This is a genomic window from Subsaxibacter sp. CAU 1640 (assembly GCF_023156585.1).
Taxonomy (GTDB): domain Bacteria; phylum Bacteroidota; class Bacteroidia; order Flavobacteriales; family Flavobacteriaceae; genus JBPOFM01.
The window spans coordinates 207,176-223,668 of sequence record NZ_JALNMI010000005.1; the positions used below are offsets into that span (position 1 = coordinate 207,176).

At 36.2% G+C, this 16,493-nt stretch carries 10 protein-coding genes; 3 read left to right on the top strand and 7 right to left on the bottom strand.

Annotated features, from left to right (window positions below; genetic code table 11):
- Positions 1-80 precede the first annotated feature (80 nt).
- The 5 genes from M0G43_RS13375 to M0G43_RS13395 form a co-directional block, all read right to left on the bottom strand.
- Positions 81-4,907 carry a T9SS type B sorting domain-containing protein gene (locus M0G43_RS13375; protein ID WP_248027178.1) on the bottom strand — a complete coding sequence of 1,609 codons (4,827 nt, stop codon included), beginning with the start codon at positions 4,905-4,907 and terminating at the stop codon, positions 81-83.
- A gap of 257 nt (positions 4,908-5,164) precedes the next feature.
- On the bottom strand, positions 5,165-7,003 hold the full coding sequence (locus tag M0G43_RS13380; RefSeq protein WP_248027180.1) for a gliding motility-associated C-terminal domain-containing protein: 1,839 nt from the start codon (positions 7,001-7,003) through the stop codon (positions 5,165-5,167).
- A gap of 51 nt (positions 7,004-7,054) precedes the next feature.
- Positions 7,055-10,327 (bottom strand): T9SS type B sorting domain-containing protein, encoded by a 3,273-nt coding sequence (locus tag M0G43_RS13385; RefSeq protein WP_248027182.1) that lies wholly within the window; start codon positions 10,325-10,327, stop codon positions 7,055-7,057.
- Positions 10,328-10,357: 30 nt separating this feature from the next.
- Complete coding sequence (locus M0G43_RS13390) at positions 10,358-11,185, bottom strand: ABC transporter permease (RefSeq protein WP_248027184.1); 828 nt, start codon at positions 11,183-11,185, stop codon at positions 10,358-10,360.
- A 19-nt stretch (positions 11,186-11,204) separates the two neighbouring features.
- Positions 11,205-12,101 (bottom strand): ABC transporter ATP-binding protein, encoded by an 897-nt coding sequence (locus M0G43_RS13395; RefSeq protein ID WP_248027187.1) that lies wholly within the window; start codon positions 12,099-12,101, stop codon positions 11,205-11,207.
- Between the two features lie 186 nt (positions 12,102-12,287).
- Between M0G43_RS13395 and M0G43_RS13400 the strand changes: the two genes are divergently transcribed.
- A complete protein-coding gene (locus M0G43_RS13400) occupies positions 12,288-13,088 on the top strand; it encodes a TIGR00266 family protein (protein ID WP_248027189.1) in 801 nt (266 codons plus the stop codon).
- Positions 13,089-13,273: 185 nt separating this feature from the next.
- A complete protein-coding gene (locus M0G43_RS13405) occupies positions 13,274-13,471 on the top strand; it encodes a hypothetical protein (protein ID WP_248027191.1) in 198 nt (65 codons plus the stop codon).
- 25 nt (positions 13,472-13,496) lie between these two features.
- On the opposite strand, the gene M0G43_RS13410 is transcribed toward M0G43_RS13405, so the two are convergent.
- Positions 13,497-14,435, bottom strand: coding sequence for a LysR substrate-binding domain-containing protein (locus M0G43_RS13410; protein WP_248027193.1), 939 nt, complete (start codon positions 14,433-14,435; stop codon positions 13,497-13,499).
- 105 nt (positions 14,436-14,540) lie between these two features.
- Between M0G43_RS13410 and M0G43_RS13415 the strand changes: the two genes are divergently transcribed.
- Complete coding sequence (locus M0G43_RS13415; protein ID WP_248027196.1) at positions 14,541-15,020, top strand: Dps family protein; 480 nt, start codon at positions 14,541-14,543, stop codon at positions 15,018-15,020.
- A gap of 134 nt (positions 15,021-15,154) precedes the next feature.
- On the opposite strand, the gene M0G43_RS13420 is transcribed toward M0G43_RS13415, so the two are convergent.
- The gene (locus tag M0G43_RS13420; protein ID WP_248027699.1) at positions 15,155-16,426 is read right to left on the bottom strand and encodes a DUF58 domain-containing protein; all 1,272 of its coding nucleotides are present in this window, start codon (positions 16,424-16,426) and stop codon (positions 15,155-15,157) included.
- Positions 16,427-16,493: the final 67 nt, after the last annotated feature.

Below are 16,493 nucleotides of genomic sequence, written 5' to 3' on the forward strand. Positions count from 1 at the left end.
CTTTCGGTTTATTTAAAAAAGGAAGTTCCAAACTCCGTGGTTTAATTGGAATTTGGAACATCAATTATAGAGGTTAACAATTATCTTCTTAAAGCGAAGTGGCCTTTAGCTTGAAACTCTTTCTGACCTCCTCTTACATCTGCCACGAACCAGTAATCTGTAGCTGGCATTTTTTGTCCATTGTAATTACCATCCCAACCAGAAGAGCTAGATGTTAGGTAGCTTACTTGTTTGCCATACCTATCATAAATGTAAATGGTAGTGCCTGGCAATGTCTCTACACCAATGATGTGCCATGTGTCAAAATATCCATCAGCATTAGGTGTCATGAATTTAGGGAAATCCAGTACCAAGACTTCTTTTGATATTTCTGAACATCCATTTAAATCGATGACCGTAACTGTGTGGTAACCAATACCAACGTTTTGGAACACATTTGATTCCTGTGGGTCGTTATCATCCAATTGATATAGGTAGTTACCGATACCACTGATGGTGATGGTGATGTTGTTAGGGTCTGAAAAATCAACAGTTTCTACAATTTCTATGATGGCCTGTTGCGATTCCGTCACGTTAAATACCTGTGTTGTCTGGCAGCCGAATTCGGTGGTTACTGTTACGTGGTAGGTACCTATGGTAGTAATTTCAATTTCAGGTGTGGTTTGATTAGTGGACCATAGATAGGTATCTGTAGGATTGTTAGTATTTGCACTTACCAACAATGGGAAGTTTTCCAAACAAATCACTTGATCAGGAATCTCTACTACAGGTCTAGGATGAATGACGATTTCGAACTGTGTCGTGCTATAGCATCCTGTGGTATTGTTTTCAACCCTTGCATAAATGATTTCACCATTGAATGCCACGTAAGTATTGGGAAGGGTATTGCTTCCTGATTCCGCATCAGCAATTGAATTGTAATAAGAGACGGTAAAGTTGTTAGGGTTTTGTCCACCAAGAATTGCAGAATTTTGTGCCGTTAGGTTAAAAGCAAGGATACCATCAAAATCGTCGTCACAATCTTCCAGGTTATTTGGTGTATTTGCCACTGGTAAAGGTCTTATACGCACATTAAATTCGTAAGTGATGAAACATCCTGTTGTTGCATTTTCAACTCTTGCAAATAAAGTGGTGTTAGGAGCTGAATAGGTAAAGTTAGTATCCAAAGTGCCTGTATTTGCTAGAGCATCTGCATTTGATGTGTGATATGTAATTGCTGTGTTGCTTTGATCATTTACAATGAGATTGTTAACCTCTAATAGATCAAAGTAGCTGTTTTCGTTATCACAGACATTGATACTGCCAAAATCATTGATAGCAGGAGGTAGGTTGACATTCAGCTCTAATGGAATCGCCAAATAACAATCTGAAAGTGTATTTGTAATCCTAACATATACTGTTTGTGGATTTGATTGATTGGTGAAGGATGATGGATTATTGATACGATTGGTGTTGTTTTCTAAATTGTCAATATTTCTGAAATATGCTATTTCTAAATTATCTTGTCTTACATCCAGAATTTCAATTTCAGAAAGCGTCAAATCAAATGTAACAATGCCATCATAATTAGTATCGCACATTTCTAGAGGAGTTGCAGGATTGGCCTGCGCCACTTGTACCACATTTAACGTAAAGCTCGTGATAGAAGGACAGATATTTCCATTGTCGATACGTACATATATTTGCTGTGGGTTAAAAGTGTTTGTAAATTCTAATGGAATTGCATTAACCCCTTCTTCTGCATTTTCTTGCGTGGTGTAAAATGTCACATCTGAATTTTCATTGATGCCCTGGGTGATTTCTGATATTTTGGAGCTCAAGTCAAATGTTTCCATCGCATCGTTACTAATATCATCGCATTTGAACCAATCTGAAGGTTGATTGAACAGAGGGTTTGTTCCAACTTCAATTTGAAACGATGAAGTACCATAACAATCTTGGTTATCTATGCTCTCAACCCTTACAAATATCGTTTGAGGGTTGCTACTATTTTGATATGCTGAATTTTTGTCGATCTCATTTTGTCTATTATCGGCGTCATTCTGATTGAAATAATAGAGGGCTTGTTTGCCAATTTGACCATTTAAAATTTCGGAGTCTTTTGATGAGAAAAAGAAATCTCCGACGCCATCGCTAGCATTTTCACAAAACTTGTAAGTGCTTATTTGAGGAAAATCTGGTAAGGTGCTGACATAAACACCAAACAACTCTCTAGACCAACATCCTGTGGTGGTATTGGTTACTTTGGCATAGATGCCCGATGTATCTGTATAATAATTAGTGACATTGGTAAGTGCGTTTGTATTGTTTATTAGATCTTCATTGGTAAGGAAGAACGAAACAGATCTATTAGACATATCTGTTACCAATTGGCTATATGTTTGGGTTAAATTCACAAAAACAAATCCATCCTGATCATCATCACAAATAAAAATGTCATCTGGTTGAAATGTTTCGGGCGCTGGCAATACATTAATTGTAAACGGATTTACATCACCACAATCTGAACCTGCAACTGAAACTTTAGGATAAACTGTGACTGGATTAACTGTATTGGTATAAAAGTCGGGAAGCGGATTGCTATTTGCATCTGCATCTTCCTCTGAAGCGTAATAAGTAACTACAAAACCAGATTGGCCACCAGTTACCAAGGAGTCAAAACTGTGCAAATCTATAGAGGCAAAACCATCCAAATCGTAATCGCAATAATCTACTGGGCCTACACTAGGAAATTCGACGATTGGATTTAAAATCAATTCGATTTCAGCTGTTTCGCTACAGGTTGGACTTGTAATGGTGAGATATAGCATCGTTGGATATTCTGTCGGTTGAAACGAAACACCTTGATCTAACTCATTAATTTGATTGTCCCTGTCTGATTCTGAAGTGAAAAAACTAACAGAAACGTCTTCTAGGCCATTGATAATATCCGTAGCCATATCGGCCAAATTGAAAAGTTCTATATTATCATTCTCTTCATCACAAGCCGAGAAATCTTTAATATTGGTGCCTGTAAGTAACAAATTTGAATGAATCTCAAACGATCTTACAGATGCACATCCAGTGGTATCGTCCTCAACTCTTATATAAACAATTTGCTCTTCAGCGACGGTATTATTGAAGTTACCAGGATTAGCTATAGGGTTGCTTCCATTTTGGGCATCATTGAACGATTCATGAAAAGTCACAGATACTCCGGTCAAACCGGCTAAAACATCATTTACAATACTATCGAGATCGAAAGTAGCCAACCCATCATGATCTTGGTCGCAAGCATCTAGATAAATATCATCATAATTTATTGTTGGACTACCAATTACCTCATAATCTAACGTTGTAGTGGTATAACATCCAGTTGTTGAATTTACAACTCTCACATACACATGTCCTGTTGGAGATGTATTTACAAATGGCATTGCGATGGCATTAGATCCGATATTGGCAGCATTGGCAGTAAGATGATATGTAACCACAAGGGCGGTCTGACCATTGGTAATTTGTTCATTACTATCCGTGAAATTAATTTGGGTAATGCCATCGTTGGTTGCATCATCACAAACTATTAAAGTGGATGGCGAAGTGATAGATGGTAATGGGTTCACGACCAAATGGAAGCTGCTAAAGGCTAAACAACCATTTACAGTGTCTTCAATTCTAATATGAATGAGTTGATTGTTTACACTATTTTGTATAGGTGAATTAATGGGATTATTATTGTTTTGCGCTTCAGAAGCTGAATAGTGGTACGAAATGTTGTAGTTAGATGCAGGAACTGATGCTAAAACTTCGTTATTTCGTGTGCTCAAATCAAACGTTTCTATGCCATCCATACTTGAATCATCGCACAGCTCATAATCATCAATGGATGTGGCAGTTTGGGTAGAACTTAAACTGATTTCAACAGTATCTTCAATTGTACAGGTTGAACCAGCTAATGGAATTTCTACAATAACACTGTAACTTCCAGATTGAGAAACAACCATTGTAGATTGGGTTTCTCCAGGAATCAAATTTGAATTTAGATACCATGAGTAAATAGCAGCTGGATTTCCTATGTTTGCATCTAGTAATAAACTGTCGGCACAGGTTGTAATATCATCACCTAGATCAACGGAAGCATTAAAACTATTGCCCTCAATAAAAACGGCTGAATCATAGTTTTTGTCTGTCTGATCGGCGATTACGAGTTTGATATGATAAGTAACGTTTGGTGTGATGTTGGCTGTAGCAGACATTACTTTGGTACGTCCGTTGAAATTTGTATCAGCCAAATTATAACCGGCGAAATATTGTGGGTTTGATGCTGGACAATAACCCGCAATGGCAGCGTGAATGGTATTGGTGTTAACAGGTGTTGAGCTGCCAGGTATTACGGCAATATTTGTATAAGGATTTGAGGTGCCAGCCTCCTTAATTAGAAAAGCAAAGCCATCAGAATACTCACATGGAAAATTGTGAAAATATTCTTCTGAAGCTAAAATGTAATTGAATTGTATTTGATTTGAAATCGAAACAAAATCGAATTCAATAGACGTTGCATTGAGTGTATTTGAAATTCCAAGGGCAGCTTCTAAATCTGGGTCAGTTAACCAATCTGATTGTCCTTCATTTAAAACAGCTGTATTTAGTGAGTTTCCGCCAGATATAGCTCGACCTGTAGAAAGTACAATACCATTTTCGAATGGAAAATTTGAGGAGGCTTTTTCAAAATACCCAAAACTCGAAAAGCCATTAATAGAGCCATTTATTTGGGATGTGATATTTGAAGTCTCAACACAACCCTGAATGAGATTGTTTTCAATCAATTGTTGAGGTGAGAATGTATCGTTAATCGTGACTTGTTGTGACAGCATTAAACCGGAAGACAAGTACATAAGTAGATAGAGGGAACTACGAAAAAAATTCATTTTGGGCTAATTTTCTTTATCACAGCATTTAAAAATAAAACATGCTGAAAGCTATTCGAGGCGAAAATTATATTATAATTAGATGAAATGCAAAAAAACACGATGAAATACACTAAATATTAACATTTCATCAATTTTTCCGGGAAATAATTATTTCAATCCTGGGTAGCTAATAGCGGCTAAATGTATGAAAAAATAACGCTATCATTCTAAAAAATAGTACTTTAACACAAGAAAATTATTAACAATTGTGAAGTTTAATAATTCATATATACCCATCCTTGTATTGGCTTATAATTTGGGTCGTTTAGGTTCAGAATAAAGAAATAGGTTCCTTGTGGCAATAATTTTCCTAAATTATTCAAACCTCTATTGGCTTTTCCGTTCCAAGGCGTATCGTTATTGCCTTCAAAAATTAAAGTGCCGTATCTATTAAAAATCACAAGTTCATGGTCTAGAAAAATATTGTAAAGTCCCTGGATGTTAAACCAGTCATTCTTTGAGTCGTTGTTTGGCGAAAAGCCATCAGGCACGTACGGAGGACAATTTTCCACCATGATGTCAAATTGTAATATATCAAAACATGGGATGGTTTCGACCTTTACATAAATGGTTTGCGGATTGTTGATGCTTGCATAGGCTTCTGGTAAGAAAATTTCGTTTTCGGTTGCAGTTAAATCTTCAATACTTTCATAGAACCCTATAATCGTTGAAATATCAATTTCCTCTGGAATTGCATCAATTAAATTAAATACTGCTGAATCGTAGCCTTCGTTGCATTTTAATACATTTGGAAGTGTTGTAACAGTGGGAAGTTGTAACAATTCAATAGTTACGGTAAAAGTGTTATTGACTTCACTGGTTTCTGTGACCATTCCGTTATGGGAGCCATCGTCATCTACAGAAATAGTCAGTTCAAAAGAGTCGACCAAACCATCAGGAATAGTCAAAATAATACTTCCGGATTCTGAATCACCAATGGGAATTTCATTTTCTGTATTACTTTGACCGACCACAATGCCATTTATATAAAATGCAATAGGTGTGCTTGCAGGAAGTATATCTGTTGAATTTATATTGAAAACGGTATAGTTCAATAATAACTCGTCATCGCAATTGAGGTCATAATCATCTAGGGCAATAGTTGCATCAGGTAATTGACTATTTAAAACGGTAATAATGTTATTAATGATTATCAAATCTGCCTGAAAAACGCCATTTGCATCTAAACCACCAGTTGTCATTCTGATTGTCGCCTCTGAATCACCAATTTGAATGTTGTCTTGAATATCATATACATCCAAATCCATATTATAAAATGTGTTTGAATTAGTGAATGTATTCGTACCATTAAATGCATTGTTGGCCAAATTCAATGGAGGATTGGCCAAAATATTTCCGTTTATCGAAAGCGTTTCGCCATAATTTAAGGCATTGTCACCTTCCCAAGCTAAAAAGCCAATTTTTGCATCTTCGTTGTCAATGACATTCAAATTTTCCAAGACGATGGTTTTTTCCTGAACATTTCTATTGATGATTTCCAATCCTTGAAATAAATTGATTTGATTTAGGGGTAAATCATCATTCTGATAAATAACATACATCGCCCAACCTGCAAAGTTGGTTCGATTGTCGCAATACCTAAAATCGTTAGCAAGTACATCTGAAATGTCTAAATCTGATAATGTGTAAGTTGCATTTCCTTCTGAAAGAACTAAATCCGTAACATCGGCAAAACATGAAAAGTAGACCAATGGACCGAGCGCATTTTCTGTATAAGTTACATTAAAAAGTAAATCGGAATTAATTGAATTTCCATTTAGACTAATATTGGTGTCACCTTCACCAGAACCTGCCCAGTATAAATAAGCAGCAACGATAGTATCACCTGTATTAAGGTTTAAGTCGGCTTGGGAAGATGGTAAAATTTCGCAAAAGCTACCAACCAAGTTATTTTCAAATGGGTTTAATGTGTTGCCGATGGCAAGATAGTCGTACCTCCCATTGAATTGTTGATGCAAAGAAATGTCCTGCCCAAAGTTTTTAAGCGGTATGCCAATAATAAAACCAATAAGAAACAGTTTAACTACTTTCATGAAAAGTTTTATTAACTATCTGTCCGCATTAGATACGTGAAGTTAAGCAACTCAACGTTTCAATGCAAAATGTCCATTGTAAACCCTTCCATCCTGCAGGGTAACTTGAAACCAATAATCACTTGCAGGTAGATTGTATCCATTCAGCGTTCCATCCCAACCTTTGCTCAAAGGGTCCAATTCTTTAATGAGTTTGCCATGACGGTCAAAAATGTAAATCATGGTATTTGGTTGAAACTGGGTATTCACCCCATATACTTGCCAAAAATCATTATAAGTATCATCGTTAGGCGTAAAAAACTTGGGAAACCCAATTACCGAAATCAATTCTTCAGCAATGCCACAATCATTTTGGTCTTTGACGTATACCGTATGAAATCCAGGCGGTACATTATCAAATCTATTACTGTCTTGATATGGGCCATTCATGTCATCCAAGGCATATTCATAGTCTCCTTCACCTGAAACCAATATAGTTACCGTATTGTTTTGAGTAGCATCAACAATTTCGACATTTGTAATTGTAGCAATATTTGATGGTAAAACAGTGACTGTTCTATCCTTGTAACAGCCATCTGTGTTGGTCACTCTAACTGTGTAAACACCGGGTTCATTCACCATAATTTCTGATGTATTTTCTCCTGTGGACCATAGATAATAGTAATTGCTAGCAGAATCGCCTACAACACCACCTGTTATAATGGTTGTTTCAGGAAATGTGTTGAGGCAATAAATCACTTCATCTTCAATTTCAATGTTAGGAAGTTCAAATACTGTAAGTTTCACTTCACTGATGCCGTAACAGGCGTTGCCATTTTCTACTCTCGCATAAATTGTTTGAGAATAAGGAGTGGTATTAGTGTAACTAGTTCCTAATGCATTTGTTTCCAGGAGTGCATCAACATAGTTTTCATAGTAACTGATGTTTAAATTTGATGGTAGTGTTACCATAACGGTGTCATTAGCGTCAGTTAAATCGAAATTATAAAAACCATCTTCAGTTCCGTCGTCATCACAACGCTCTAGAGTTGCATTATAAGCAAAGGTATTGCTTACGGTTAAAGTGATATCGGCAAAGTTAGAGCAACCAGATGTGGTGTCTGTAACCTTTGCATAAACCACTTGAGGATTAAAGAAGTTTTCAAAGGCATCTCCATTAATTTCATTTTCGCCGGCTAAAGCATCTGTCATCGACAAATAATAGGTCACTTCTCGATTTGCAGTACCTCCTGTAATATCATCCAATGCTTGATTGATGTTAAAAACAGTGTATCCTTCAGGAATACCATCCTCATCACACTGGACCACAGTTGTGTCGAAAGCTTCTGGTGAATCATTAACCGTCAAAATAAAAGAATCTGTACTGTAACAGTCAGTGTTGCTGTTGTTCTCAACTCGTACAAAGATTTCCTCAACATAAGGCATTTGATTGGTATAAGAACTTGGTAATGGGTTGTCACCCGAATCTGCATCTAATTGAGAATTGTGGTATGTTACCGTATAAAGTGCGTCATCTTGATTTCCTAAAACGCCTTCTGTATAGTCTGATAGATTTAAGGTTGTAAATCCATCATTAAAGTTGCCATTGAAGTCAGTATCACATACAGTAACATCATCAATATTAGAAACTATCGGAGTTATGTTAACTTCTATAAAAAAAGAAGTGGTATCAAAACAATTAGAATTATTTCTATGATGAATTCTGGCAAAAATTTCCTGCGGATTTGAATCATTTGTAAATGTTCCGTTTATTTCATTCATATCATCCAAGGCATCTTGCTGTGTTCTATAGTAATGGACTTCATAATTTGTTAAGTCTTGAGGACCCAATATGTTACTATTCTGAAGTGTTAAATCAAATGTGGAAGTTGTAGTGGTATCACAATTAACTATATTTGATGGTTGATTTGCAACAGGTATTTGGTAATAGCTTACAAATGCTTGCCCTTCAATATCACAATCCCCGTTGTTTTGATCTATATAAACCTGATAATGTCCACTTTGTGTAATAACCAAATCAAAGTCAGTTTCGGGGAGAGGATTTCCATCCAATGTCCAAGTATAATCTGCACCCAGAATATCATCAGCCATTAATGTATAACTTTCGCCTTCACACAAAGGTAGATTGACTGTGTTCACATTATTCCTAATAATGTCTATTTGTGTATTAAATATGGACTGTATAAAAGGTGGCAATCCCTGAGAAGAATTGTTAGGAGAAAGATTTACAGCGTTATGCTGATAATCACATGCTAACCCTGGCTCATTGGGGTTATTGATTACTCCTAAAGAAGGCAATCCTATGTCATAAGTGGCACTTAAAGCTCTGTAAATCCTTCCATCTGGCCCTAGCTGTAATCCTCCTCTATAAAGTTGTTGTTGATCTATCGTAATTCTTGATGCTGAAATATTTGGAGCAGTGAGGTCAAATTGACTCAAGGTTGAAGCATGGGCCGCAGGACTTCCACTTTGTTGATCGTTTGAAGAATTGACATATAAAAATTGGCTATTGGGTGAAAACTCAACACCATATGCACTATTGCTGGCTGTGTTAATAGTGAGTTGTTGCTGGCTACTTACAATTCCAGTGTTTGCATCAAAATCAAAAAGAAACATCCCACTTCCCATATTGGCACAGGCTAACTTCTCTCCGTCAGGTGATAGTTTGAGGTAACCTCTGGCTTCTTGTGTGGTCATATTGTTAAAAGTAGTCACCACAGGTACAGGGTTTACGCCCGTATCCGATACCTCATAAGCATAGAAAGAATTATAATTGGTAGTAGATCCATTTTGTGAAGCATAAGTCAGCACCCAAATAGATTTAGTGATACAATCTTTTAATACGGCACTGATTTTTTCGGAACAATTGTCCAATAAATTGATGTTCTTATTGGTTACACTACCCAATCCACCACTTAAAGTCATATCGATTATTGAATAGTTAAGTCCAAAATTAGAACCATTAAGGGCATTATCCACGGTAAACACATAGTAAATATCAGGGTCGTTTGGTTTAGGAACGATGATAGCTGACTGCGTACTGGAAGGGTCTCCAAAAAGTCCAGAACCATTAGTCATTATATTATTGTTTCTGTTCCAAACAAATGAACCATCGGTGTAAAACAAAAGGTTGCCAAAAACATCAGAAATCGAGGCACAACCTTCATTTGTTGAAAGAGCACCGCCGTTAATTGAGGTAAGGGTGTTGGCTCCTAGATCAAACTGTAGGGCAGCTCCATAACCAAAATACCAATTAGCAGCCTGATTTTGTGAAAGAGCGTAAAAACTCGATACGAGAAGTAAAAAGGTAAAAATCTTTTTCATCTGATAGCATAGCAATAGCTATCAAATATATTATAAATCGCGCACTTTTAATAATCGATAGGATAAAAAGACAAATAAAGCAGTCCAACCTAACACTATCGCAATTTCATACCAATGAACGGCGTAGTCGTAAGCTAAATCCATTTTATCGGGATATTTTGTAATGATGATGCGCTGAAAAGGTTGGTCAATCAATTTGTACATTGATTCCAATGGCATAAAGTTCTTGACTTTCCAAGCCATATCTGTGCTTTCAAATGCTTCATACGAGCCCCAAAAAACAAGCCATTCTACTATGTAAAGCACAAACAGAAAGGCTAATGCAAAAGCAGAACGCTTCACTAGCATTCCAAAGAACAAACACAAACTAAAGAAACCTATAAGTTTCACAAAATAAGCCAATAAATATTCGACTTCTCTAACAATAATAGACGCTTCGGTATAGCTGGAATAATATAAGCCAATCAAAAAGGAGGCAACGCCTATCAATACAGTTGATACTAACGAGAAAAAGACAATGGTATAGAATTTAGAAAGAATGAATTCTTTTTTGCTTAACCCATCGATGAGATTTTGCTTGATGGTTTTGTTACTATATTCATTACCAATCATACTTACAACCACTATTGCGAAAAACAGTTTAAAATAGGAAGCAAAAAACGTGGTGATGTGCCAGATAATTGGAAAGTTGAAGATACCTAATTCGCCCAATTCTAAAGTGAAAAATCCAAAGAAATTGATTTTTATAGATGATAGAATAAGCACTGTAAACGGTAAAATAAAGGAGATAAAAATCAGTACCTTGTTTACTCTACTTAACAGCAGCTTTTGTAATTCTAGATTGATGAGTCGTAACATTGGTTTGGTTTTGATGGTGTTATTTGTTGTCGGTTAGTTGTAAAAATTGCTCTTCAAGGCTTTCTTTTCGTTTTACAAGGTGTGATAATGTGATGCCTTTTTCAAACATTAGTTTATTAAAAGTTGAAGCATCCATGGGTTCAGTTAGAAACGCTGTAATCAATTCTCCTTCGACCTTGAGCTTGCTAAATTTGGTATCAGATTCCAAAAATGACACTAACTCATCGTGTTTATTGGTTTTCAGTTCAAAAAAGCCGTGACTGCTTGTCATTTCATCCACACGACCTGAATATAATTTTTCTCCTTTGCGAAGTACCACTACGTGACTGCACACTTTTTCAACTTCATCCAATAAGTGTGAAGCCAATAAAATAGTCGTTCCATTGCTGGCAATCAATTTTATCAACGAACGTATTTGATGAATTCCCTGTGGATCCAAACCATTGGTTGGTTCGTCCAAAATCAATATTTCCGGGTCATTCAAAAGAGCGGAAGCAATGGCGAGACGTTGTTTCATTCCCAAGGAATAAGTACTGAACTTACTGTCCTTTCTTTCCAACAATCCTACCAACTCTAATTTTTCATCTATTTTGGAATATTCAACCCCTTTAATTTTACATACCAACTTTAGGTTTTGGTAAGCACTCATATACGGATAGAAATTTGGACGTTCAATAATGGCACCCACTTTTTTTAGTGCGTCGTGTGTGGAGGTCTTTCCGTCAAACCAGCTAAAATCACCAGCGGTTTTATTGACAACATTGAGAACAATACCAAGCGTTGTAGACTTCCCACTTCCGTTAGGTCCCAAGATGCCATACACGTTTCCTTTATTGATGGTAAAACTTAAATCTTTGACTGCCGTGAGATAGCCAAATTTCTTTGTGAGGTTGTTGATGGTTAAGATTGTTTCCAAAGCGAATTTGATTGATTAGTTATAAGTATGACGAGTGTCTTTTGATTTTGTTACAATATACGATTAACGATTTGGTATTTCGAATTTTAATCTTTTGAACTTTGAATTTTTGAATCCTTTGTAACATATCGTAAATTTAGCAAACATATAAGTATAGAAACAATCAATCTTAAAACGTAAAATAGTATGACAGCACACGAAATTGACTACAGAATCTACGGCGAAGAAATGCAATACGTAGAAATAGAACTCGACCCTCAAGAAGGCGTCATAGCAGAAGCGGGAAGCTTTATGATGATGGATGACGGTATTAAAATGGAAACCATTTTTGGCGATGGTTCTGAAAAGAATAAAGGCTTTTTGGGTTCCATACTTGGAGCTGGTAAACGTATTCTTACAGGAGAAAGTCTATTTATGACAGCGTTCTATAACACCTTGCCAGGAAAGAAAAATGTGTCTTTTGCATCGCCTTATCCCGGTAAAATCATTCCGATTGATTTAACAGAGTTTAGAGGGAAATTCATCTGCCAAAAAGATGCTTTTTTATGCGCTGCAAAAGGTGTAAGCGTTGGAATTGAATTTTCAAAGAAACTGGGACGAGGACTTTTTGGTGGAGAAGGGTTTATTATGCAGAAATTGGAAGGTAATGGAATGGCATTTGTACACGCTGGAGGTACGATGGCTCGAAAAGAATTGAAGCCAGGTGAAACGTTGAGGGTCGATACAGGTTGTTTGGTGGGTTTTACACAAGATGTAGATTACGATATTGAATTTATTGGAGGTATCAAAAATTCTATTTTTGGAGGTGAAGGCTTATTTTATGCCAAACTTCAAGGACCAGGTTCGGTTTATATTCAATCTTTACCGTTTAGCCGACTTGCAGGACGTGTGTTGGCAGCTGCTCCTCAAGGTGGAGGTAAAGATAGAGGAGAAGGAAGTATATTAGGTGGCTTGGGTAATCTATTGGATGGCGACAATCGTTTTTAAAGCATCGGTTCAAAATTTGAGTATGAATTGAATGCTTATAGAGGTTTACGAAAACGATTTAGATAATGTTAAAGTTTACCTTAATAAAATAGAGATATGATTTTTTTTAGTACATTTAAACTGAATTTAAAAAATACTGCTTATAAAAAAATCTACTTATTCTAACCCCTAAACCTAAAAAACGAATGGCAAGAGCGATGTTTGAGTACACAAAGACTGTACTTAAAAAAGTAAGCTTTGATGCTACTTTGTTCTGCAGAGAGGTACAAAAGGCGATTCAACGGTTGTTGCCCTATGAAATTGAAGAGCTAAAAGTATTTATCAAATCTTTGATACAGCAGAACCCAGAATTAAATCAGTGTTTAATTTATTTAAAACCATAGAAAAAAGCGACGATAAGTCGCTTTTTTATTTGAGTATCGGACTGATTATTTGAACATTGGAGAAAGCAATTGCCCCACGAATAATGCCCGAAATGGAATTGTGTAATGCTTCAATGATGTGAATTTTCAATTCACTTTTATGATAAATTAGACTGACTTCACGCGCTGGTGATGGTTCATTAAAATGATGAAGATTGCTTTTAAGAGTGTCGTTGAGGTCAAGCGTATGCAAATACGGTAACAAGGTCATACCAAGTCCTTCATTTGACAATTTTATGAGTGTTTCAATACTGCCGCTTTCCAATTGAAAGTGTTCATCATTTTGGTCTTTAAAAGCTTTACAAAGGTTGATAACACCATCTCTAAAACAATGGCCATCTTCTAATAAGAGCATATCTTCAATTTCCAAATCGCTGACTTCCAATTTTTTCTTCACTGCCAATCGATGATCCGTCGGGATATAACCTACAAACGGTTCGTAATAAAGCGGTCGCTCTTTAATAAGTTCATTTTCTAATGGAGTCGCCGCAATACCAGCATCAAGATGCCCTTCGTGGATACGTTGCATTATTTCTTCAGTGGTGAGCTCTTCGATTTTAAGCTTGACTTTTGGATATTTTTTGATGAATGATTTTAGAAACATTGGCAGTAGAGTTGGCATAACAGTAGGAATGATACCTAATCTAAATTCACCTCCAATAAAACCTTTTTGTTGGTCGACAATATCTTGAATTCTATCAGACTCGTTAACAATGTTTCGAGCTTGATGGACAATCTTTTTGCCTACTTCGGTAAGTTCGATCGGTTTTTTTCCTCTATCAAAAATCAAAACGTCCAGCTCTTCTTCCAGCTTTTGAATTTGGGTACTTAAAGTTGGTTGTGTCACAAAGCACTTTTCAGCTGCTTTGGTAAAATTTTTATGTTCTGCAATAGCGAGTACGTAGTGTAGTTGCGTTATGGTCATTAGTTATTAATTTAAGCTATAAAAATATAAAAACGATTAATAAAAACTATGACTCTAACTGTTAATTCTGTCGTAAATTTGAGGTAACACAAAAAAACACTAGATATGACTAAAAACAGTATAGGTTTAGATACCAAAAAAACAAAAGAAATTGCCAAAGATTTGAATACGCTTTTGGCAAATTTCCAAGTTTATTATCAAAACTTGAGAGGTATTCATTGGAATATCAAAGGAAAGCGCTTTTTTGATTTGCATATCAAATTTGAAGAACTTTACACCGATGCCAATTTGAAAGTAGATGAGATTGCAGAGCGTATCTTGACATTGGGCGAAACTCCCTTACATACTTTTGATGATTATACTAAAGCAGCAAAAGTTCCTGTCGGTAAAAATGTGTCTGTTGATGAGAAGGCAGTGGAATTGATTGTCGAATCGCTGACAGAGCTTTTAATTATTGAAAGAAGCATTCTCGATAAATCAGATAAGGCCGATGATGAAGGTACCAACTCAATGATGAGTGATTTTATTACCGAACAAGAGAAAACTGTTTGGATGATGAAAGCTTGGCTTGGCGAAACTGTCTAAATCAAGTAAATAGTTGGCAGTAGCAGTAGGCAGTTTTTTTTTAATAGATTATGCTAACTTCTATTTTAATATCATAAAATAATAATTAAGAGATTTCAAAAATTCGGAATCTCTTTTTTTGTTTTTACTGACCACTACAACAACCCTCTTGCTTTTATCTCAAGATATTTATTGATGGTGTCAATTGTGAGATTTTCTGGTGTGGTGAGAATGGATTGAATACCATATTTTTGAAGTTCGTTGACAATCAATCGTTTTTCAAAAGCGAATTTTTCCGCAATCACTTTATCATATGCTTGCTGGACAGTTTCTGCCGGATTCTCAATGATAGATTCCAGTTCGGTGTTTTTAAAGAATATGACCACCAACAAATGATTTTTTGCAATTCCTTTGAGATACGGCATTTGGCGATGCAAGCCGTCCAAAGTTTCAAAATTGGTGTATAACAACATCAAACCTCGTTGCGTAATGTTTCGTTTGATATCCGCGTACAATCTTCCGAAGTCGCTTTCAAAAAAATCAGTTTCTACATTATAAAGTGCCTCAAGAATCAGATTCATTTGTGAGGTTCGTTTTTCTGCAACTACAATATTTTCAAGCTTTTTTGAGAAAGCTATAATACCAGCTTTGTCGTGTTTTTTTAGGGCGACATTAGAAATAACCAAAGCAGCATTGATGGCATAATCCAACAACATCAATCCGTTAAAGGGCATTTTCATCACACGTCCCTTATCGATCACTGAATAAACAGGTTGTGATTTTTCATCCTGAAACTGATTGACCATCAGAGCATTTTTCTTTGCAGTTGCTTTCCAGTTGATGGTGCGCAAATCGTCACCTAGAACATACTCTTTTATTTGCTCAAATTCCATAGTATGCCCAATACGACGTATTTTTTTGATACCATATTGATGAAGGTTGTTGCTGATGGCAAGCAAATCATACTTTCGTAACTGTATAAAGCTAGGGTAGGTTGGTACCATGGCCTTATCATCCGCAGTAAAACGACGTGCAATCAAACCAAAAACCGAAGTGACATAAATATTCAATTTCCCAAAATGATATTCGCCACGCGCGACAGGTCGCAATTCATATTGCAGTTCGAGCGCACTTGAAGCGTCTAGTTTTCTGTCAATCTTAAAATTACGAACTTGGAATTGCTGTGGAATTTCATCGATAATACGAACATACACTGGAAACGTATAAAAATTTTCAAGACGAAGTCGGATAGGGTTGTGGTCGCCGTTTGAAAGTTTTTCAGGCAACATACGATGACCTTTGACGCCCTGTTTTGCAAAAAACAGAATCAACGTATCTAAAATCGTCAATGCCACCAACACCAAGAGTAACATCCTCACCACTTGAAACCATCTCGGAAATACAAAACTCACAACGAACAAGATCATAATGACAATGCACGCATAGAAAAAGCGGTTTTGAATGTATAATGGTTTTATTTTAGAGAATAACTTC